Annotated in this window: 18 protein-coding genes; 13 read left to right on the top strand and 5 right to left on the bottom strand. The window is 64.9% G+C overall.

The features are described from left to right. Positions 1-139 precede the first annotated feature (139 nt). A complete protein-coding gene (locus RA20_RS08675; RefSeq protein WP_039126906.1) occupies positions 140-781 on the bottom strand; it encodes a CatB-related O-acetyltransferase in 642 nt (213 codons plus the stop codon). 9 nt (positions 782-790) lie between these two features. Next, on the bottom strand, positions 791-1,396 hold the full coding sequence (locus RA20_RS08670) for a flavin reductase family protein (protein ID WP_039126904.1): 606 nt from the start codon (positions 1,394-1,396) through the stop codon (positions 791-793). Between the two features lie 110 nt (positions 1,397-1,506). Here RA20_RS08670 and RA20_RS08665 point away from each other — a divergent pair, with 110 nt between their 5' ends. The 4 genes from RA20_RS08665 to RA20_RS08650 all read left to right on the top strand — a co-directional run bounded on the left by RA20_RS08665 (position 1,507) and on the right by RA20_RS08650 (position 4,065). Beyond that, positions 1,507-1,995, top strand: a complete 489-nt coding sequence (locus RA20_RS08665; RefSeq protein ID WP_039126902.1) for a GNAT family N-acetyltransferase — start codon at positions 1,507-1,509, stop codon at positions 1,993-1,995. Between the two features lie 47 nt (positions 1,996-2,042). Continuing rightward, positions 2,043-2,816: an EcsC family protein gene (locus tag RA20_RS08660; RefSeq protein ID WP_039126910.1), complete on the top strand. Its 774-nt coding sequence runs from the start codon at positions 2,043-2,045 to the stop codon at positions 2,814-2,816. A gap of 67 nt (positions 2,817-2,883) precedes the next feature. Then, positions 2,884-3,396 carry a DUF1178 family protein gene (locus RA20_RS08655; protein ID WP_039126900.1) on the top strand — a complete coding sequence of 171 codons (513 nt, stop codon included), beginning with the start codon at positions 2,884-2,886 and terminating at the stop codon, positions 3,394-3,396. A gap of 27 nt (positions 3,397-3,423) precedes the next feature. Next, on the top strand, positions 3,424-4,065 hold the full coding sequence (locus RA20_RS08650; protein WP_039126898.1) for an SDR family NAD(P)-dependent oxidoreductase: 642 nt from the start codon (positions 3,424-3,426) through the stop codon (positions 4,063-4,065). 281 nt (positions 4,066-4,346) lie between these two features. On the opposite strand, the gene RA20_RS08645 is transcribed toward RA20_RS08650, so the two are convergent. Then, entirely contained in the window at positions 4,347-6,113 is a 1,767-nt protein-coding gene (locus tag RA20_RS08645; protein ID WP_039126896.1) for a trypsin-like peptidase domain-containing protein, read from the bottom strand. A gap of 325 nt (positions 6,114-6,438) precedes the next feature. Between RA20_RS08645 and RA20_RS08640 the strand changes: the two genes are divergently transcribed. The 9 genes from RA20_RS08640 (at position 6,439) to glmM (ending at position 17,994) form a co-directional block, all read left to right on the top strand. Beyond that, positions 6,439-7,380, top strand: coding sequence for a glycine--tRNA ligase subunit alpha (locus tag RA20_RS08640; protein WP_039126894.1), 942 nt, complete (start codon positions 6,439-6,441; stop codon positions 7,378-7,380). Beyond that, positions 7,377-8,108 carry an FkbM family methyltransferase gene (locus tag RA20_RS08635; protein ID WP_052248893.1) on the top strand — a complete coding sequence of 244 codons (732 nt, stop codon included), beginning with the start codon at positions 7,377-7,379 and terminating at the stop codon, positions 8,106-8,108. Before RA20_RS08640 ends, RA20_RS08635 begins: the two co-directional genes overlap by 4 nt. Positions 8,109-8,184: 76 nt before the next feature. Then, positions 8,185-8,721 carry a DUF6446 family protein gene (locus tag RA20_RS08630; RefSeq protein WP_039126892.1) on the top strand — a complete coding sequence of 179 codons (537 nt, stop codon included), beginning with the start codon at positions 8,185-8,187 and terminating at the stop codon, positions 8,719-8,721. Positions 8,722-8,797: 76 nt separating this feature from the next. Next, positions 8,798-11,002, top strand: a complete 2,205-nt coding sequence (gene glyS / locus RA20_RS08625; protein ID WP_039126890.1) for a glycine--tRNA ligase subunit beta — start codon at positions 8,798-8,800, stop codon at positions 11,000-11,002. 177 nt (positions 11,003-11,179) lie between these two features. Then, a complete protein-coding gene (locus tag RA20_RS08620; protein WP_039126889.1) occupies positions 11,180-13,756 on the top strand; it encodes a putative PEP-binding protein in 2,577 nt (858 codons plus the stop codon). 171 nt (positions 13,757-13,927) lie between these two features. Beyond that, positions 13,928-14,581: a cell wall hydrolase gene (locus RA20_RS08615; RefSeq protein ID WP_039126886.1), complete on the top strand. Its 654-nt coding sequence runs from the start codon at positions 13,928-13,930 to the stop codon at positions 14,579-14,581. Positions 14,582-14,710: 129 nt separating this feature from the next. Continuing rightward, positions 14,711-15,631, top strand: a complete 921-nt coding sequence (locus tag RA20_RS08610; RefSeq protein ID WP_039126884.1) for a dihydroneopterin aldolase — start codon at positions 14,711-14,713, stop codon at positions 15,629-15,631. Continuing rightward, a complete protein-coding gene (folP, locus tag RA20_RS08605) occupies positions 15,628-16,623 on the top strand; it encodes a dihydropteroate synthase (RefSeq protein WP_039126881.1) in 996 nt (331 codons plus the stop codon). Before RA20_RS08610 ends, folP begins: the two co-directional genes overlap by 4 nt. A gap of 24 nt (positions 16,624-16,647) precedes the next feature. After that, positions 16,648-17,994, top strand: coding sequence for a phosphoglucosamine mutase (glmM, locus tag RA20_RS08600; RefSeq protein ID WP_039126878.1), 1,347 nt, complete (start codon positions 16,648-16,650; stop codon positions 17,992-17,994). An 11-nt stretch (positions 17,995-18,005) separates the two neighbouring features. Here glmM and RA20_RS08595 read toward each other — a convergent pair whose 3' ends face one another. Together RA20_RS08595 and RA20_RS08590 are read right to left on the bottom strand one after the other, a co-directional pair. After that, a complete protein-coding gene (locus tag RA20_RS08595) occupies positions 18,006-18,911 on the bottom strand; it encodes a DMT family transporter (protein ID WP_039126876.1) in 906 nt (301 codons plus the stop codon). A gap of 93 nt (positions 18,912-19,004) precedes the next feature. Beyond that, on the bottom strand, positions 19,005-19,831 hold an 827-nt coding region (locus tag RA20_RS08590), incomplete at its 5' end, for a DMT family transporter (RefSeq protein WP_039126872.1).

Genomic DNA, 19,831 nt, shown 5'->3' with positions numbered 1-19,831 from the left:
CCCCGCCGCGCCAAGGCAAATAGCCGTCTCCCCGCCAGGGCGGGGCCCCTCGGCGATTTGCCTTGGCCCCGCAGGCCCCGCGCGGCCGTCCGGTTTCAGGCGACGGCGGCTCCGGACCAGCAGATGCAAGGTGCTGGGGTCAGTCTGGGGCGAGGGTTTCCAGCATGTCGAGGTCGCCCGCGAGGAGGGCGGGTTCGGCGCGGGTCAGCAGCTCAGCTGGCCAATCCCACCATTTGAGGCTGAGAAGGCGGGCGATCTGGGGTTTCGGGAAACGGAAGCTTTGCACCGCGCCCGGGTTGCCGGTGACGATGGCATAGGGCGGGATGGCGCCGCGCACCACGGCGCCAGCACCGATGATGGCGCCGTCACCGATGCGGGCGCCCGGCAGGATCAGGGCACCGTAGCCGATCCAGACGTCATTGCCGATCACCGTGTCGCGGGTGTCGGGCTGGTAGCCTGCCATCTGGCTTGGATCGAAGACCGGGAAAGGATAGCAGCTGAGCCCGTCCTGGGCGTGGTTGGCCGAGGAGGTGATGAAGCGCACCCCGTGGGCGATCTGGCAGAAACGGCCAATGATCAGGCGTTCCCGCGCACCGGGAAACAAGTAGGGGGCCAGGTGCTGGGCCCAGTTCTCCGGCGGGTCGAAATCTGAGGCGTAGGAGTAGTCTCCGGCCTGGATGTTGGGATGATCCAGCACCTGGGACAGCATAACGGTGCCATCATGCTGGCTGCCATCGGGCAGGGTGACCGGGTTCTTGAGAGACGGATCAGGCAGCGGCATCCTGGAGCCTCACTCGCCGGGGCGGGACAGGGAAAACAGGTCGCGCACCACCGAGTAGTCGCGGTAGCCGAGGCGCGCCAGCGGCTGGAAGGTTGTGACATCAAAGGCGCCGTCGCGCAGGCAGTCGTCGCGCAGGTGCACGCCGGTGACTTCGCCGAACACCACTTTGTTGGCTTCCCCCGGCAGGGTGACGATGCGGGTAAGCTTGCATTCCAGCGCGGCCGGAGCCGCGGCGACGCGGGCGCAGTTGATGGTTTCGCATTCGGTGGCGCCGAGACCTGCGTGGGCGAACTCATCGGTCTCCTTGGGCAGGGCGCCGGAGCTGGCGTTCATCGCGTCCCGCAGCGCGTAGGAAACCACATTGACGCAGAAGACGCCGGTCGCCTCGATATTGGCGACCGAGTCCTTGGTGCCTTCCTGATCCGGCTTGGTGCTGGTGGAGGCAAACATCACTTGCGGCGGGGTATAGGCCACTGCGTTGAAAAAGGAATAGGGCGCCAGATTGTTCACCCCGTCTGCGGAGCGCGAGGAAATCCAGCCGATAGGGCGGGGCGTGACAATGGCGTTGAACGGGTTGTGGGGGAGGCCGTGGCCGTCTTCGGGGCGGTAGAACATTCGGGGGTCCTGCTCTGGTCTATAGGTGTTTGCCCAAGGCTTACGCCCGTGCTAGGCCAAACGCCAGCCTGCAGGGGAAATTGGCGGAGACAGGGCGGAGACTGGGCGGCGTGATCGAGTTGACAGCGGAAACTGCGGACGACCGGTGGGAGGTCGAGGCGCTGTATGACCTGTGCTTTGCACCGGGCCGCGAGGCGCTGTCGTCCTACCGCCTGCGCGACGGGGTGCCGCCGGTTGCGGGCCTCAGCCAGGTGGCGCGCGACAGTGACGGCATTCTGGCCGCGGCGATCCGCTTCTGGCCGGTGCTGATCGGGGATTCGCCTGCATTGCTCCTGGGGCCTGTGGCGGTGCACCCGACCCGCCAGGGGGAAGGCTTGGGCGGTTCCTTGATTCGCGACAGCCTGGCCAAGGGTGAAGAAACCGGCTGGGCACGGGTGATGCTGGTGGGGGATGCGCCCTATTACCAGCGTTTTGGTTTTACCAAGCTGTCCGGCGTGGAAATGCCGCCGCCGACCAACCCGGAGCGGGTGCTGGGGCTGGCGCTGCAAGACGGTGCCTGGGAAGGCATTCAAGGCCAGGTTGCCCGCTGGCAGGGTTGAAATCGGGCCTCATGCTGCCGATCTTTGAAAGGGCAGAGGAGGCGCGTGTGGCAGATATTCTGACAAAGGCGCGGGAGCTAAGCCCGCAGGATGTGGACGCCGAGCTGGACGCTTTGGCCAAGCGGTACCGCGCGGCCGGCGGATTCGGCGTGGATCTGCTGAACCGGCTGGGCGGCAGCGGCGAGAGCCTGCTGGAACGTTTGCCCGCACCTGTGCGGGAGGGGCTGACTGGAGCCACGGAATCCGCGCTTCGCCTTGCCATGAAGGGCGCCAGCCAGTCGCGCCGCCTGGTGCCGGACCAGAAGCCGGGTGTCGACCGGGTGGTGAGCGCTGCCATGGGCGCGGCAGGCGGTGCCGCGGGCCTGCCGGGAGCGCTGGTGGAGCTGCCTGCGACCACGGCCTTTCTGCTGCGGAGCATTCAGGGCGCCGCTGCAGCCGAAGGGTTTGACCCCGAGGCCGAGAGCGTGACCTTCGATTGCATCCAGGTGTTTGCGTCGGCAGGCCCTCTGGCTGAGGATGACGGGGCTGATCTGGGGTTCGTGTCTGTCCGGCTGGGTCTGCCGGGAGGATTGCACAAGCTGATTGCCCAGGTAGCGCCAAAGCTGGGTGCAGTGCTGGGGCAGAAGCTGGCCGCTCAGGCTGTGCCGGTTGCCGGTGCCGTGGCCGGGGCGACCATCAATTATGTCTTTGCAGGCTATTACCGGGAAATGGCGCATGTGCATTTCGGACTGCGGCGGCTCGCGGTGGAGGCGGACATGCCGCAGGAAGAGCTTGCGGCCCGGCTGCAGCTGAGGCTGCAAAGGGCTGGTGCGAGGCGTTGAGCGGCAACAGGCCTTGCACTCGCCGGAAATGGAGATTTAATCAGCCTTTCCTGCTAAGAGGGAAAGCATGATTCAATACAGCCTCAAATGTGCGGACGGCCATGAGTTCGACAGCTGGTTCCAGTCGGCGGCGGCCTTTGACAAGCTGGCGGCCGCCGGGATGGTGACCTGTGCGGTCTGCGGCGGCACCAGCGTTGAGAAGGCCATCATGGCGCCCCGGGTGCGTCCCGGTCGCAAGGCGGTCTCCGGCGTGGGCGAGCCCGAGCGGCAGGCGGCCCCTGCCGCTGCACCGGCCCCAGCGCCTGCGCCTGCGCCGGTTCCTGCTCCGGCAGGTCCGGGCATGCTCAGCCGCCCGTCCGGCGAGGTCGAGCAGGCAATTGCCGATCTGCGCAAGAAGGTTGAGGAAAACTCCGACTATGTCGGGGACAGCTTTGTGCAGGAAGCCCGCGCCATGCATCTGGGCGAGACGCCGGAACGGGCCATCCATGGCGAGGCCAAGCTGGAAGACGCGCGCGAGCTGATCGAGGAAGGCGTGCCGGTGATGCCGCTGCCGTTCCGCCCCGGCCGGAAATCAAACTGACGTAACTTGAACTGAAGGGCCTGAGGCATGCATGCAGTTGTGACGGGAACCAGTCGGGGGATCGGCAAGGCGCTGGTGCAGCGGCTGCAGGAGGCGGGGTATGAGGTGACCGGCACCTCGCGCGACCACTCCTCGGGCGTGCGGCTGGATGTGTCGGACCCTGGCCAGCAGGCGCGGTTTGCAGCCCAGATCAAGGACCGGCCGGTGGACCTGCTGGTTTGCAACGCGGGTGTCTATATCGATAAGGCGATGGCGCTGGAGGATTACTCGGCCGAAGTCTGGGCCAAGACGCTGGCAGCGAATGTGACCGGCGTGTTCCTGACGGTGCAGGCGATGCTGCCGAACCTGCGGCTGGCGGAAAATCCCAAGATCGCCATTCTGTCGTCGCAGATGGCGAGCCAGGCACGGGCGCCGGGCGGCAGCTATGCCTACCGCGCGTCAAAAGCGGCAGCGCTGAATATCGGGCGGAATCTGGCCACGGATCTGCAGCCTGAGGGAATCGCTGTTGGGATCTACCACCCGGGCTGGGTGCGCACCGATATGGGCGGCGATGAGGGCGATATCACGGTAGACGAGTCTGTGGCTGGGCTGATCAACGAATTCGAGGTGCTGACAGTGGAAACCACTGGCTGTTTCCACACCTGGGACGGCCGTATCCACCCCTATTGAACCGAACTGGCCGGCCTCGGGCAGAGGGCTCCCGCGCCCGCAGGTGCCTGGCTGCGCCAGCCCCCTTGGCAGCCTTGGGCCGGGCGCCGCGCGAATGCGCGGCGCAGCACCGCACCCTGGTGCGGTGCCATGCCCAACGGGGTGAGGGCCCGCAGGGTCCCGAAACCGGGCGGGAGCAGTCCGCCGGAGTAGGGCAAACCATTAGGCAGGCACGAAAAAGCCGGCGCGGAGACCGCACCGGCTGATGTCCTTGAAACGGATGGCCCGGCAAGGCCCCGCGCTTACTCCCAGCAGCTGACCAGCACGGTCATGCCGGAGGCAAGCCGGGTGATTGCCGCATTGGGCAGGCTGCCTGCGGAAGCGTTCTGCTCGGCGGCGCTGAGGCCCGCTGCGCTCAGGGCGCCGCGGATGGCTTCGGCGTTGACCGCAAAGCTCACGCCTTCGGGCAGCTGCTTGCCTTCGATCTGGCGCGGCAGCAGCATGCCCAGCACCGCACCGGTGCTGTCCAGAACCGGGCCGCCGGCATCGCCGGGCTGCGCCGCCAGCTCGAGCCGGGCAACGCCGGTGTTGCCGTCCAGGCTTTTCACATCGGCGATCTTGCCCCAGGTGAGGCTGGGAGCGCCCAGCACGCCCTCATAGGAGAAGCCGGAGACCGCAACCTCGGACTGCAGCCGCGGCGAGGCGGTGCTGAGACCGGCAACCGCGGCGGGGGCCAAAGCCTGTGCAGGCTTCAGAATGGCAATGCCGTCGGCGGTGTTATTGGCGGCAACCTCGGCCTGGTAGCCGTGATCCAGGGTGATCCGGGTGCAGCCGGCCACCACGTCAGAGGTGGTCAGCACGCTGCCCTCGGCGTCCACGAAGAACCCCGAGCGCGACAGTTTCGGCTTGCGGATATCCAGGCCGGAGACCAGGTCGATGCTTTGCACCGCATCGCCGCCTTCGGCCGGGTCCAGCACGCCGTCCAGACGGGTGAAGCTTTCCTGCATTGCGGCCAGGACGCGGGTGCGGCGGTCTTCGTCGCCTGCGGGCCAGATCAGGGTGAAGCCTTTGACTTCGCCGTTTTTGAGGCTGGCCTGGGTGAAGGAGACAATCTTGCTGTTGCGCCCTTCGATGGTGAAGCTGTCGGTGCCGCGCTGGCGCGGGCCTTCCAGCGGCACGATTTCCAGCGTCTGCAGGATGTCGTAAAGGCCAAAGAGGGTGCGCTTGTCGCCGGGCTGGCTGATCAGCAAGAGCTTCACGCCCAGATCACCCTTGCTGCCGTAATGAGCAAAGGGCGCCTCATAGCGGGTGAAAGACACTTCGCCCGCAGGGATCTGCAGGGCGATGCCGGCCTTGGCGTCTTCAGCCCGGGCCATGCCGACCGAGATCAGCGGGGCGTTGTATTCATCCATCAGCACCTGGCGCTGGGCGGTGGTCAGCACGCCGGTCGGCTCAAAGCCGCGCGCGGCCTGCCAGTCGCTCATCGAGGCGCGGGTGCCGCGGCCGAAGGCGCCGTCGATTGAGGAGGTGTAGAACCCGGCCGCCTTCAGGGCAACCTGCAGCTCCATCCGCTGCTCGCGCGACAGGGCACGCTCGCTGCGGCGGGCCTCTGCCGGGGTCTCATCAGGCAGAGTGGTCTGAATGGCCGCCTGCTGCTGCGGTTCGGGCTCGGCGGTTGCGGGCGCTGCCGGGGCAGGGGCCGGTTCCACGGGCTGGGCGGCATCTGCCGCCACCGGGTAGAACTGGCTGCGCAGGTTGCGGCGGAAGGCGATGAAGCTGTCGCGCGGGATCTGGCCTTCGGCGCGGTAGACCTGCAGCACGCGTTCGGCGTCTTCACGGGCGTAAGGCCCGATCACCACACCGTACCAGCCGCCGCCGAGCGCATAGCCCGAGACATCGGGCAGGCGGGCGGCATAGGTGCGGGCTTCGCTTTCGGCCTCGCGCAGGGAAGGCCGGGCGGCGATCTGGATCCAGACCGCATCGCGGCTGCTTTGCGCGGAAACCGGCGCAGTGAACGCAATGGCCAGCGCAATCAGCGGCAGGGCCAGAGCGGCAAACAGTTTTTTCATTGTCAGGGCCTCGTATCCCAGCGAACTCTTATTCTTTGCTGCGGAGATTAAGCATTTTGCGGCGGCAAATGGAACTCCTGATCTGGAGGGGAATTCCCGACCTGTTGCCGCATTTGTGCACTTTTGTTGCCAATAGAGGGCGGCCAGCGGGGCGGATGGCGCCCGGCAAGGCAGGACAGGGCGTTGACCCTGCCCGGAGCCTTGCATATGACCCAAGACACAACTTTGGACACCTACAGGCACCTTTTGGCGTTCCATCTGATTTTGGCCCTGCAGCAGCATGCGCCCGAATTCACGTCAATTGCTGTCCTCAAAGGGACGAGAGATGACCCAGACCAACGGCGCGCCGCGCTCCTTCCAAGAGATTATCCTGAGGCTTCAGAATTACTGGGCCGCAAAAGGCTGCGCGGTGATGCAGCCCTATGACATGGAAGTCGGCGCCGGTACCTTCCATCCGGCAACCACGCTGCGCTCGCTGGGAACCAAGTCCTGGGCCGCGGCTTATGTGCAGCCCTCGCGCCGCCCGACCGACGGGCGCTATGGCGAGAACCCGAACCGGCTGCAGCATTACTACCAGTACCAGGTTCTGATCAAACCCTCGCCGCCGAACCTGCAGGAGCTGTATCTGGGTTCGCTGGAAGCGATCGGCGTGGATATGGAGCTGCACGACATCCGCTTTGTCGAGGATGACTGGGAGTCGCCGACACTGGGCGCCTGGGGCCTGGGCTGGGAAGTCTGGTGCGACGGTATGGAAGTCAGCCAGTTCACCTATTTCCAGCAAGTGGGCGGCCATGACTGCCACCCGGTGTCGGGCGAGCTGACTTACGGGCTGGAGCGTCTGGCGATGTATGTGCTTGGCGTTGACCACGTAATGGACATGCCCTTCAATGACCCGGACGCGCTGATCCCGCTGAGCTATGGCGATGTGTTCAAGCAGACCGAGGAAGAATACGCCCGCTGGAACTTTGACGTCGCCAACACCGAGGTGCTGCTGCGCCATTTCGAGGAAGCCGAGGCCGAATGCGCCGCCATCCTGGCGCAGGAGCACATGGACCCCAAGACCGGCAAGCGTATCATCATGGCGCACCCTGCCTATGACCAGTGCATCAAGGCCAGCCACATCTTCAACTTGCTGGATGCCCGCGGGGTGATTTCGGTCACCGAGCGGCAGGCCTACATCGGCCGCGTCCGGGCGCTGGCCAAGCAATGCGCCGACGCCTTTGTCCTGACTGAGGCTGGCGGGTTCACCGGGGAAACTGCAGCATGACGGAGCGGTTCATTCCCAAGGCGGTGCGTCCGGTGCCGTCCGGCGCTTTTGAGGTCTTTATGTCTGTCGGGCAGAACCTGCCGGGCAAGCTGGGCTACATCTGCAATCGCAAGCTGAAGCGGCGTCTGTGCGCGCGGGCGCTGGACACCTTCTCGCAGGTGCTGGCCGATACCAAGGCGGGAGATCTCTGTATCGATCTTGGCGCCAATGTTGGCGAAATCAGCCAGCGCCTGGCCGAAACCGGCGCCGATGTGATCAGCTTTGAGCCGGATCCGGGCGCCTATGAACAGCTGCAGGCCGCCTGCGGGCAGCTGCCCAATGTCGAACTGGTGCACAAGGCCGCCGGCGCGCGGGCCGAGCAGCTGATGCTGCGCCGCTCGGTGAAGTGGTCGGAAGATGACCCGTCTGGCCGGACCGCCATGTCCTCAATCGTGCGCACCGACCGCGAGATGAGCGAAGACAACGGCGTCCTGGTTGAGGTTGTGGACCTGGTGGCCTATCTGACGGCGCTGGACCGCGATATCCGCATTCTGAAGATGGATATCGAAGGCGCGGAATGGGATGTGCTTGACGCTTTGCTGGCGGCGCCGGTGCTGAACCGGATCGATTGCATCTTTGTGGAAACGCACGAGCGCTTTGATCCGGCCCGCTATATCCCGGTCTTTGAACGGCTGCAGACCCAGGCAGAAGCCATGCGGCGCCCGTACATCAATCTGTATTGGGTATAGGTGCTGCGATGAAGGTCTTGCTGGACTGCACACCCCGGAGCTTTGCTGCGGCCCGAACCTGCCGGAGGGCCATCTGATGCTGGGTAAAGTGCTTGCCGTGATCCTGATCGCCTCCGGCCTGGCGGCTGGCGCTGCGATGTATTACCTGCAAGTCCACGGCTTCTATGAAGACGTGCAGCTGCAGCCGGGCCGCGATGTGATGCTGGTGCCGCTCGACGGCGGCGAAGCGCAGCCGGTCGCTTATTCGGACTTCGAAGCGATTGACGCCGGCAGCTCGCCGATCCGCTACCGTGCCTGTTTCCGCACCAAGGTGACCCCGGACGAGCTGGCGCAGGTCTTCACCCTGTCCGACAAGGTCGAGCCGCGCAATGCGCCGGGCTGGTTCGGATGTTTCGACGCAGCCGCTATCGGTGCCAGGCTGGCGGATGGCTCGGCCAAGTCCTTCCTGTCGGTCAAGAACATCTCTTATGGTGTCGACCGCATTGTCGCTGTCACCGATGACGGCCGCGGCTATGCCTGGCACGAGCTGAACAATTGCGGCAAGAAAGCCTATGACGGCACCGTGGTCGGCGAGGAATGCCCGCCCCGGCCCGAGGCAGGCGAGGGGAACTGATGACCGCCTGCGCCGCGCCCGCCACTTTCATTCTTTTTGCTGCGCCCGCCCGCGCGGCCATCCGTGAGGATATCTGATGCCCGATCTGCTGATTGAACTGTTTTCCGAGGAAATCCCGGCCCGTATGCAGGCGCGTGCAGCCGAAGACCTGAAAAAGCGCGTGACCGACGGTTTGGTCGAGGCAGGCCTGACCTATGCTGGTGCTGCAGCGCTGTCGACCCCGCGCCGCCTGACCCTGGCGGTGGATGGCCTCTTGGCCGAAAGCCCCACCATCCGTGAAGAGCGCAAAGGTCCCAAGGTCGGCGCGCCGGACAAGGCAATTGAGGGCTTCCTGCGCGGTGCAGGCCTGACCCGCGATCAGCTGGAAGAGCGCGATACCCCCAAGGGCGCGGTTTACTTTGCCATGATCGAAAAGCCGGGCCGCCCGGCAGCAGAGATCATTGCCGAAGTGCTGGAAGCCACCATCCGCAATTTCCCATGGCCGAAGTCGATGCGCTGGGGCGCGGGCTCCCTGCGCTGGGTGCGGCCGCTGCACTCGATCCTCTGCATCCTCACGGACGAGGCCGGCGCTTCGGTTGTCGACATGGAAGTCGAGGGCATCAAGTCGGGCAATACCACCCGTGGCCACCGCTTCATGGCGCCGGACGAGATCACGGTCACCGGCTTTGACGACTACGCCGCCAAGCTGAAGCGCGCCTATGTGGTGCTGGACGCCCGCGAACGCGCCGAGGCGATTTGGCAGGAAGCCACCAACCAGGCCTTTGCCAACGGGCTGGACGTGGTTGAGGACAAGGGCCTGCTGGCTGAGGTTGCGGGCCTCGTAGAATGGCCCGTGGTACTGGTGGGTGCGATTGATGCGGAGTTCCTGGAGCTGCCGCCGGAGGTGCTGCAGACCTCGATGAAGGAGCACCAGAAATTCTTCTCGGTAAAGAACCCCAAGACGGGCCGCATTGAGAAATTCATCACCGTCGCCAACCGCGAAACCGCGGACAATGGCGCGACGATCCTGGCAGGCAACCAGAAAGTGCTGTCGGCGCGCCTGGCCGATGCCAAGTTCTTCTGGGAGAACGACCTGCGCACGGTCAAGGAACAAGGCTTTGAGCCTTGGGTCGAGAAGCTGGAGAGCGTGACCTTCCACGCGCAGCTGGGCTCTGTCGGCGATCAGGTGAACCGTATTGCCGCATTGGCTCAGGCGCTGGCGCCCAAAGTGGATGCCGACCCGGCGTTGGCGCTGCAGGCAGCGCAAGCCTGCAAGGGCGACCTCTGCTCCGAAATGGTGTTTGAGTTCCCGGAACTGCAGGGGCTGATGGGCCGTTACTATGCGGATGCGGCGGAGCTGCCGGCGGAAGTCGGCAAGGCCAGCGAAGAGCATTATTCGCCGCTGGGTCCGGCAGATGACGTGCCGGCGGAACCGGTCTCTGTTGCCGTGGCTTTGGCGGAAAAACTGGACAAGCTGACCGGCTTCTGGGCGATTGACGAGAAACCCACCGGATCCAAGGACCCTTACGCGCTGCGGCGTGCTGCGCTGGGGGTGATCCGTCTGGTGCTGGAGAACGATCTGCGGCTGAACCTGAAAGAAAGCTTCGAGACAGCGCTGCAGACCCTCCTGAAGCTTGCCGATTGGCAGGGAGCGCTGCTGGAAGCCAAGGCGGCGGAGAAAGACGCATCCGGCGAAGAGCTGGAAGCCGCGAAGAAACGCGTGCATGACATGGCGCACCAGGTTGAAGCAGCAAATGCGGTGACGGCGTCCGCCTCTGCTGATCTGCTGTCCTTCTTCCACGACCGCCTGAAGGTCTTCCTGCGCGATCAGGGCATCCGCCACGACGTGATCGATGCCTGTATCGCCATGGAGGGCAATGACGATCTGACACTGCTGGTCAAACGCGCCCGCGCGCTGGAGGACTTCCTCAAGACCGGTGACGGCGAGAACCTGCTGCAGGGCTTCAAGCGCGCCAGCAATATTCTCAGCCAGGCCGAGGAGAAGGACGGTGTCGAATACTCCTTTGGCGCCGACCGCAAATTTGCCGAGGATGAGACCGAAACTGCACTGTTCGATGCGCTTGCAGCGGGCGGAGATGCGATCTCTCCGGCCATCGAGGCCGAAGATTTCGCGGCTGCCATGCGGGGCATGGCCGCCCTGCGCGCGCCCATCGATGCGTTCTTTGAAGCAGTGCAGGTGAATGCGGAGAACGAGATTGTCCGCCGCAACCGCCTGAACCTGCTGAGCCAGATCCGCCAGGTCTGCGGCCAGGTGGCGGACCTCACCAAGGTCGAGGGTTGAGCGCCGCACCCGCTGCTTCTTTCTGGTCTGAAATACCCGCCCCGCAGGGACCGGCCTTTCCGCAAGGGAAGGCCGGTTTTTCTTTTCCGCCCGGCCATATCCGCCGCTGCACTGTTACAAGACCCTTGCGCCATCGCCCCATCCCCTTATGGTGACAGGCAAAGGAGACGTGCTGCAGTGCAGAAAGATTTCGAACAGACCCCGCCGGCCTCGCTGATCACTTCGACCGCGCCGATTGCCACCGCCTCTCATGGCGGCAGGGCGAAATGTCTGCAGCGGCTGGTGCGGCTGGACCTGCCGGTGCCGCGCACGGTGGCGCTGTCCTTTGATGCGGTGCATGCGATTGCCGAAGGGGAAATGCCGGATTTGCCGGCGGTGCTGGGAGAGTTCGACCCGGAAGCGCTCTTGTGCGTGCGCCCTTCCTCGGAAGACCCGGATTGGGGCGGGCCTGGGGCGATCCTTAATATTGGCATGAATGATGCCCGTTATGTCGATCTTTGCGACAGCCTGGGGCGCGACGCGGCCGCGGCGCTGTACCTGCGGTTCGTGCAGTCCTATGCGGTGCATGTGGCGCGGCTGGATCCGGATGTGTTCGACGATGTCGAGGACGGCGGGCCGGATGCGCTGAGCGAGATCCTGCACGCCTATGAGGCCGAGACGGATGAGCATTTTCCCCAGGATCCGGAAGAGCAGCTGGCGGCGGTGCTGCGCTCGATGGCACGGGCCTGGGAAGGCACTTCAGCCCGCCTGCTGCGCCAGGCCAAGGGGGCGCCGGCGGATGCCGGGCTCGGGCTTGTGGTGCAAGAGATGATCCCCGGCGTTGGCCAGGGGGAATGCGGTTCGGGCGTGCTGCAGCTGGTGAATTCCACCACCGGCAAACCGCAGCTGACCGGACGCTACTTGAGCCAGAGCCAGGGGCGGGACGCTTTGGGAGCGGGCGCCAGGGCGCTGTATCTCGCCAAGGATGAACGCGGACCGTCGCTGGAGGATGTGGCACCCGAAGCCTTTGCGGACCTGAAATCCCATGCGGCGCTGATGCGGGCACGGCTGCGGGAGGAGATGCAGCTGGAGTTCGTCATCGAAAACGGCCGGGTGCATATTCTGGACGGCGTCCGGGTGGCGCGTTCGGCGCGGGCGGCAGTGCGGATTGCAGTGGCACTGGCCGAGGACGGTATCATCCCGCAGGAAGAGGCGCTGATGCGGCTCGATGCGCATATGCTGAACGAGCTTTTGCACCGGCAGGTGGCCCCGAATGCCGAGCGCGACGTCATCGGCTGCGGCATTGCCGCGAGCCCGGGGGCAGCCACCGGCAAGCTGGTCTTTACAGCGGCCGAAGCGCAGGCCAGCGCGTCCCGCGGCGAGGCTTGCATTCTGGTGCGCCGCGAGACCTCGCCGGAGGACGTGCGCGGCATGCATGCCGCGGCAGGTGTTCTGACCGAGAAGGGCGGCATGACCAGCCACGCGGCGGTGATCGGCCGCGGTCTGGGTCTGCCTTGCATTGTCGGGGCCTCGAACCTGAAGTTCCTCAGCAAGCGCAAGATGCTGGGCGCGGAGGACGGCCGCGTGTTCAAGGCGGGGGACACCATCACCATCGACGGCAGCAGCGGCGAGGTGCTGGCCGGTCAGCCGGAAATGCTGGAAGCGGCCCAGGATGGTGCTTTGCAGACCATCCTCGCTTGGGCTGACGAAGTGCGCGACATTGATATCCGCGCCAATGCTGACACTCCGGAAGATGCTGAAACCGCAAGGAAATTCAACGCTAAAGGCATCGGGCTTTGCCGGACTGAGCATATGTTCTTTGAACCAGGGCGGCTGACGGTGATGCGGGAGATGATCTTTGCCGAGACGCCCTCCGGCCGGGAAGCGGTGCTGGAACGTTTGCTTCCAATGCAACGCGACGACTTCCGCGAGCTGTTCCGGATCATGGAAGGCATGCCGGTCTGCATCCGCCTGTTCGACCCGCCGCTGCATGAATTCCTGCCCGCCACCAAGACCGGGCAGCGGGAGCTTTCCGAAGCGCTCGGAATTCCGGTCAGCGATGTGACCCGCCGGGTCGAGGAGATGGGCGAGTACAACCCGATGCTGGGCCTGCGCGGGGTGCGGCTTGGGGTCACGGTGCCGGAAATCTATGACATGCAGGCACGTGCGATTTTTGAGGCCACGCTGGAGGCCTCGCAGGAAGGTGAGCCGGTGGTGCCGGAGATCATGATCCCGCTGGTTTCGGCCAAGCGCGAGGTGGAACTGGTGAAGGCGCGTGTAGATGCTGTGGCCTCGGCGGTGAAATCCGAGCGCGGCCAGGACTTCACCTACCGGCTTGGGGTGATGATGGAGACGCCGCGGGCAGCGCTGAGAGCGGGGGAGATTTCGCCGCATACGTCATTCCTCAGCTTTGGCACCAATGACCTGACCCAGATGACCTACGGGCTGTCGCGCGATGACGCCGGGCGGTTCATGTCGGATTACGTCAATCAGGGAGTGTTCCCGGAGGATCCGTTCCATGTGCTGGACACCGACGGGGTCGGGGAGCTGCTGAAACTGGGTGTTCAGCGCGGCCGCGCGGAGAACGGCGACATCACCCTGTCGATCTGCGGCGAGCACGGCGGCAACCCCGAATCGATTGCTTTCTGCCGCGATGCGGGCTTTGATTATGTGTCCTGCTCGCCTTTCCGGGTTCCGGTTGCGCGGCTTGCTGCCGCACAGCTTGCAATTTCGGGCAAGACCGGCCAGATCGCTCCAACCTATACTAAATATTAAGAAAATCCAGGGCATCCAGCCGCTGCCGGGGTAACACCGGCCGCCGGGGTGGTTTCCAATGATGTGCGGTTCCGGCTGGAAAGCTGGACGTTTCGAACCATTTCCATTATGGGGTGCGATCGCATGTGCCAGGGGAACTAGGCGCAAGCTGCTAGGACGGGGGAACCCTGAATGAAATTGTTGACTATGATTGCCGTGATGGCTGCCACCATCACGATGGGTAAGAGTGTTGCCGCGGAAACCGGTCTGGATGCGCTGATCGAGCGCGAGCAGGCCAGTCTGAGCGCGGTTCCTGCGCGGAAATTCAGCGGATTCTTCGGATTCCGCTCCAACCCTTTCAAAAACCGAAAGACGCGTACGCAGGTGGAGTACAGCAACGCTTGGCTGGATGCCCAGCCGGAAGCCAAGGGCGACGAGCAATTCGCCTGTCTGGCCGAAGCGCTGTACTTTGAAGCGCGCGGCGAGACGGTGAAAGGCCAGTTCGCGGTGGCGGAAGTGATCCTGAACCGGGTCAGGAGCGCCCAGTTTCCGAACACCCTGTGCGGGGTGATCAAGCAGGGCACAGGGCGCAAATACCAGTGCCAGTTCACTTACACCTGCGACGGCCACAAGGAAGTGGTGCACGAGAAAAAGGCGTACCAGCGTGTGGCCAAGGTGGCGCGCGCGGCGCTGGACGGGCTCAAGACCGAGCTGACAGAAGGTGCAACCTACTATCACACCACTGCGGTGAAGCCGCGCTGGAGCCGCACGTTCACAAACACTGCGCGCATCGGTGTGCATCTGTTCTACCGTGACGATCGCTACCAGACTGCGCTGAGCAACTGACTGCCTGAAGGCGGCACCGGGGTGCCGCTTTCGGATACTGGCGTGGCGTTTGCGGCCCTGTTATGAAGGCGCCGAAAGTCTATTGTTGGGTCCCATCACCCGACCAGCCAGCCAAAGGCCCGTTTTCCCATGTCTTCTGAAATCCGCCTTGCCTTTGCGCATCCGTCCGAGCGTTCCATGGCGACTGCAGCGCCGGGTCCGCTGGACCGCATCTCCCTGCGCGATCACACGGTCGAGGTTGAGATCGGCGCCTTCCAGGCCGAGCGCGGCTCCACCCAGCGGATCAGCTTCAATGTGGTGGTCGAAATTGCACCGTTGCCAAAGGACCTGGATGACGATGTCGACCGGATTCTGTCTTATGACAAGCTGACCGAGGCGATTGCCCATGAGCTGGCCGCTGAGCGGCTGAACCTCTTGGAGACCCTGGCCGAACGTGTGGCTGAGCGGATTCTGCTGGAGCATCAGGCAGTACGCGCCTTTGTGCGGATCGAGAAGCTGGACCGCGGCCCCGGCGCGCTGGGCGTCGAGGTCGTGCGCTCCAAGGACCAGCTGACCCATTCGGTGGACGAGGAAGAGCGCCCGCACCCGCGGCTGATGTATCTGTCGAATGCGGCGATCGACAGCGGCAACCTGGCTGGCTGGATCGACCAGATGCAGTGCCGCCAGCGGCCCTTGATCCTGTGCACAGAGGCGCATCCGCTGCAGGTGCCGCAGACCGGGCACAAATGGACCCAGCGCCGCATCGATCTTTTGGCAATTGAACAGAATGCCTGGCGCCTGGCGGCCAAGGACGACCGCTGTGTGGTGGTCTCGACCCGGACCGAACTGGACTGGGCGATGAAGAACGGCCAGATCTGCGTCTGGGCGCCCTCCAAGATCGTGCTGGACGCGGTCGACGGGCCCTCGGCGCCGCCGTCGGATACAGTTGCCTTGGCGGCCTGGTTTGCGGCGACTTTTGAAGCTGGCGAGATGATTGTGCTTGGCGGGGATTTGCCTGATAATCCCGGTGTCCCCTTGCGGGCCGTCAGCGTGGAGCAAGCACAACTGTGACATATTACCGGCCGTTGGTTCGACATGGCGAGGCGCGCCCCGAAGGCGCCGTCTCTCTGGCGGGCAGTGCCCTGTGGTTCACCGAAGTTGAAATCCTGAGCCGTGAGGCGCCGCCGCGGGTGGCTCCGGTCGGCTTTGTGCCTGAGGCCGAACGTCGCCGCCTGAGCGCGCGCCGCGCTTCGATTGCCGGGCTGGATATGACCCAGCCGCAGATCATGGGCATTCTGAACGTGACGCCGGACAGTTTCTCGGATGGCGGCCGCCACGCGGGCGCCGAAGCCGGCAAGGCAGCGGCGCTGCGGATGGCGGCAGAGGGCGCCACAATCATTGATGTGGGCGGTGAATCCACCCGTCCCGGCGCCGAAGAGGTGCCCGAGGCCGAGGAAATCGACCGCACTGCGCCGGTGATCGCGGCGATCCGTGCGGAAAGTTCGGTGCCGGTATCCATCGACACCCGCAAGGCCAATGTCGGGATGGAGGCGCTGGAGGCCGGCGCCAGCCTGCTGAATGATGTCTCCGGCTTTACCTATGACCCCGCGCTGGCGCCGCTGGCGGCGCAGGCCAGCGTGCCGGTCTGCATCATGCATGCCCAGGGCGACCCGGCGACCATGCAGGATGATCCGCATTACGCCAATGTTCTGCTGGACGTTTATGACTTTCTCAGCGAGCAGATCGACCGGCTGGAAGCCATCGGCGTGATCCGCGAGCAGATCGTGATCGACCCCGGTATCGGCTTTGGCAAGACGCAGGAGCACAACCTGACGCTTCTGCGCAATCTCAGCCTGTTCCATGGGCTGGGCTGCCCTATCTTGCTGGGGGTGTCCCGCAAGGGCTTTATCGGCAAGATCGGCGATGAGCCGCGCGCCGATGCCAGGGCGCCGGGCTCGATTGCGGTAGGGCTTGCAGCGCTGGCACAAGGCGTGCAATTCCTGCGGGTGCATGATGTCGCCGAGACGGTGCAGGCGCTGCGTCTGTGGCAGGCCGTACGTTAAGGCTCTTTTGGGCAGGAAAGCATAATGCGTAAACTCTTTGGCACAGACGGCGTGCGCGGCACCGCCAATGTTCACCCCATGACCGCTGACATGGCACTGCGCATCGGCGCAGCCGTGGGCCGGTATTTCCGGCGTGACGCGACCGGTGTGCACCGGGTGGTGATCGGCAAGGATACTCGGCTGTCGGGCTATATGTTTGAAAACGCCCTGACCGCAGGGCTGACCTCAACCGGGATGAATGTGCTGCTGCTGGGGCCGGTGCCGACTCCGGCGGTGGGGCTGATGACGCGCTCGATGCGGGCGGATCTTGGCGTGATGATCTCGGCCAGCCACAACCCGTCCGAAGACAACGGCATCAAGTTCTTCGGCCCCGATGGCTATAAACTGTCGGACAGTGCCGAGATGGAGATCGAAGCGCTGATCGACGCGGGTGTGGAGCCTGCGCAATCTGCCAATATCGGCCGCGCCAAGCGGATCGACGACGCCCGTTTCCGCTATGGCGAGCGGGTCAAAAGCTCGCTGCCGCGCGATCTGCGGCTGAACGGGCTGAAGGTGGTGATCGACTGTGCCAATGGTGCGGCGCACCGGACCGCACCTGAGATCCTGTGGGAGCTGGGCGCCGATGTGATTCCGATCGGGGTGGCGCCGGACGGATTGAACATCAACCGCGGCTGCGGCTCGACCCAGCCGCAGACGGCCGCAGAGGCCGTGGTGGCGCATGGCGCCCATGTGGGTATCTGCCTGGACGGTGATGCCGACCGGGTGATCGTGATCGACGAGACCGGCACTGTGGCCGACGGCGACCAGCTGATGGCATTGCTGGCAACCCGCTGGGCCGAGCAGGGCCAGCTGGCGGGCGGGGCGCTGGTGGCAACGGTGATGTCGAACCTTGGCCTGGAGCGTTATCTGGAAAGCAAGGGACTGGGCCTGGAGCGCACGGCAGTGGGCGACCGTTATGTGGTCGAGCGGATGCGCGAAGGCGGCTTCAACCTTGGCGGCGAACAATCCGGCCATATCGTGATGAGCGATTACGCCACCACCGGCGACGGCTTGATGGCGGGGCTGCATTTTCTGGCTGAGATGGTGCAGACCGGCAAAAAGGCTTCGGATCTGGCGCATCAGTTCGAATCCGTGCCGCAGCGGCTGCGCAATGTGCGGTTCCAGGCGGGCCAGGTGCCGCTGGAGGATGCCCGCGTGCAGGAGGCGATTGCCGCGGCTGAAAAGATGCTGGATGGCCAGGGGCGGCTTTTGATCCGCAAATCCGGCACCGAGCCTTTGGTGCGGGTGATGGCGGAATGCGAGGATGCCGGGCTGATGACGCTGGCGGTCGACAGCGTTGTGGCCGCAGTTGAGGCTGCCGTCGCGGAGTAAAACCCGGAGGGTCAGCCCCCTTTGCCAAATAAGCGCCTCAGCTTGCCGAGCTGGCTGAGGCCCAGGCCGCCCAGGATCATCACCATCGCAAGCAGCATCGAAGGCGGCAGCTCCTCGCCAAGGAACACTGCGCCCAGCACCACCGCCCAGACCGGCACCTGGTAATTGGTGAGGGTCATGAAGGTGGGGCCGGCTTCGCGCACCACGATCACCCGCAGCAGGTTGGCGGCGGCTGTTGGGATCAGGCCAAGGACGGCGGCAATCAGCAGCGTTCTGGTATCCGGCATCACCGGCGGGCCTTCGGTGGCCCAAGCGGCCGGGAAGATGATAAAGCAGCCGATCACCAGGAAGACCGCGGCCAGCCCGACCGGGTCTGCGGGCGGCAGGCGCCGGGTCAGGATTGAGCTGATAGAGTAACAGGCCGCCGCCGACAGGCAGGCGGCACGGCCGTAGGCCTCCAGCTCCGCGCCGCTGCTCTCAAACGCCTTGCCGCCGATCAGCAGTGCAACGCCTGCAGAACCGATGCTGAAACCAATGAGGCGGCGCAGTGTCATCTGCTCGCCGGGCACGAAAAAATGCGCCAGCGGCAGCACCATCAGCGGGATCGCCGCCATGCTGACGCCGGTAAAGCCCGAGGAGACATGCTGCTGGCCCCAGGAAATCAGCATGAAGGGCAGGGCGGTGCTCATGATGCCGACAAGGATCAGCGGTCCCCAGCTGGCTTCGCCCTTGAACAGCTTGAAGCCACGCCAACCCCAGACTGCACAGAGCAGCAGTGCGGCAAATCCGATCCGTCCTGCCGCCAGCCAGAACGGGGTGATCCCGTCCAGTGCCAGCTTGATCAGCAGAAAAGTCGCACCCCAGACAAAGCCGAGGGTGGCAATCATCAGCCAGTAGCGCGGAGCGATATCGGGCATGGGTTCCTCGTGCCGGTTCACCGCGCGACAAGACCCCGCCGGGCGGGCGGGGTCAATGGCAATTGCTTTGCTATCGATCGAAACGTTCGGAGCCTACGCTGTCCGCGGGCGGCGGCTGCGGCTGAGGAGGAGGCCCCCGAGGATCAGCGCCAGGGCGGCAAACAGCTGCGGCGGCAGGGTTTCTCCCAACAGCGCGGCGCCGAAGACCACCGACCAGACCGGCACCTGATAGTTCACGGTGGACAGGAACGCCGGGCCTGCGCTGCGGGCGACCTGGACCAGCAGCACTTGGGCGAGAGCTGTTGGCAGCAGGCCAAGGTAGATCACAGCGCCCAGCGGCAGGGCGGCGGGCAGCTCCGGCACGCCTTCGGCCCAGAGCGCGGCCGGGGTCATCATGGCGGCACCGCAGAGGAGCGCTGCGGCGGAGAGCGACAGCATGTTCACCTGCGGGCAAAGCCGGGTGATGATCGAACCGATGGCGTAGCACAGCGAGGCGCCAAGGCAGGCGATGCGGGCCAGCGATTCAAAATCGGTTCCGGCGGAGCGGAAGGCATCAAGCCCGATCAGCACCACCACGCCGGCAAAGCCGATCAGGAAGCTGATGCTGCGGCGCAGGGTCATGTTCTCGCCCGGCACCAGCACATGCGCCAGCGGCAGCACAAACAGCGGCACCACCGCCATGCAGACCCCGGCAAAGCCGCTAGCCACATAAGTCTGTCCCCAGCTGAGCAGCGTGAAGGGCAGGGCATTGGAGAAGAACCCCATGCCTGCGGCGCAGGCCCAGATGATCCGGCCCTCGCGGGACCGCAGGGAGGGCAGGGCGATGCCCATGGCCTTGACCACACCCAAGAGGCAGAGCGCGCCGATGGAAATCCGCAGCGCGGCGATGGTCATTGGCGGAAAGCCCCGCAGCGCCAGCG

Origin of the sequence: Leisingera sp. ANG-Vp (assembly GCF_000813725.1) — a bacterium.
Taxonomy (GTDB): domain Bacteria; phylum Pseudomonadota; class Alphaproteobacteria; order Rhodobacterales; family Rhodobacteraceae; genus Leisingera.
The sequence above is the reverse complement of the archived record's forward strand: the minus strand, read 5'-3'. Positions and strand labels throughout refer to the sequence as shown.

Coding starts and splice junctions, on each gene's coding strand:
- RA20_RS08675 (WP_039126906.1), bottom strand. CDS start 781: ATGCCGCTGCCTGATCCGTCTCTCAAGAACCCGGTCACCCTGCCCGAT.
- RA20_RS08670 (WP_039126904.1), bottom strand. CDS start 1,396: ATGTTCTACCGCCCCGAAGACGGCCACGGCCTCCCCCACAACCCGTTC.
- RA20_RS08655 (WP_039126900.1), top strand. CDS start 2,884: ATGATTCAATACAGCCTCAAATGTGCGGACGGCCATGAGTTCGACAGC.
- RA20_RS08650 (WP_039126898.1), top strand. CDS start 3,424: ATGCATGCAGTTGTGACGGGAACCAGTCGGGGGATCGGCAAGGCGCTG.
- RA20_RS08645 (WP_039126896.1), bottom strand. CDS start 6,113: ATGAAAAAACTGTTTGCCGCTCTGGCCCTGCCGCTGATTGCGCTGGCC.
- RA20_RS08640 (WP_039126894.1), top strand. CDS start 6,439: ATGACCCAGACCAACGGCGCGCCGCGCTCCTTCCAAGAGATTATCCTG.
- RA20_RS08635 (WP_052248893.1), top strand. CDS start 7,377: ATGACGGAGCGGTTCATTCCCAAGGCGGTGCGTCCGGTGCCGTCCGGC.
- RA20_RS08630 (WP_039126892.1), top strand. CDS start 8,185: ATGCTGGGTAAAGTGCTTGCCGTGATCCTGATCGCCTCCGGCCTGGCG.
- glyS (WP_039126890.1), top strand. CDS start 8,798: ATGCCCGATCTGCTGATTGAACTGTTTTCCGAGGAAATCCCGGCCCGT.
- RA20_RS08615 (WP_039126886.1), top strand. CDS start 13,928: ATGAAATTGTTGACTATGATTGCCGTGATGGCTGCCACCATCACGATG.
- RA20_RS08610 (WP_039126884.1), top strand. CDS start 14,711: ATGTCTTCTGAAATCCGCCTTGCCTTTGCGCATCCGTCCGAGCGTTCC.
- glmM (WP_039126878.1), top strand. CDS start 16,648: ATGCGTAAACTCTTTGGCACAGACGGCGTGCGCGGCACCGCCAATGTT.
- RA20_RS08595 (WP_039126876.1), bottom strand. CDS start 18,911: ATGCCCGATATCGCTCCGCGCTACTGGCTGATGATTGCCACCCTCGGC.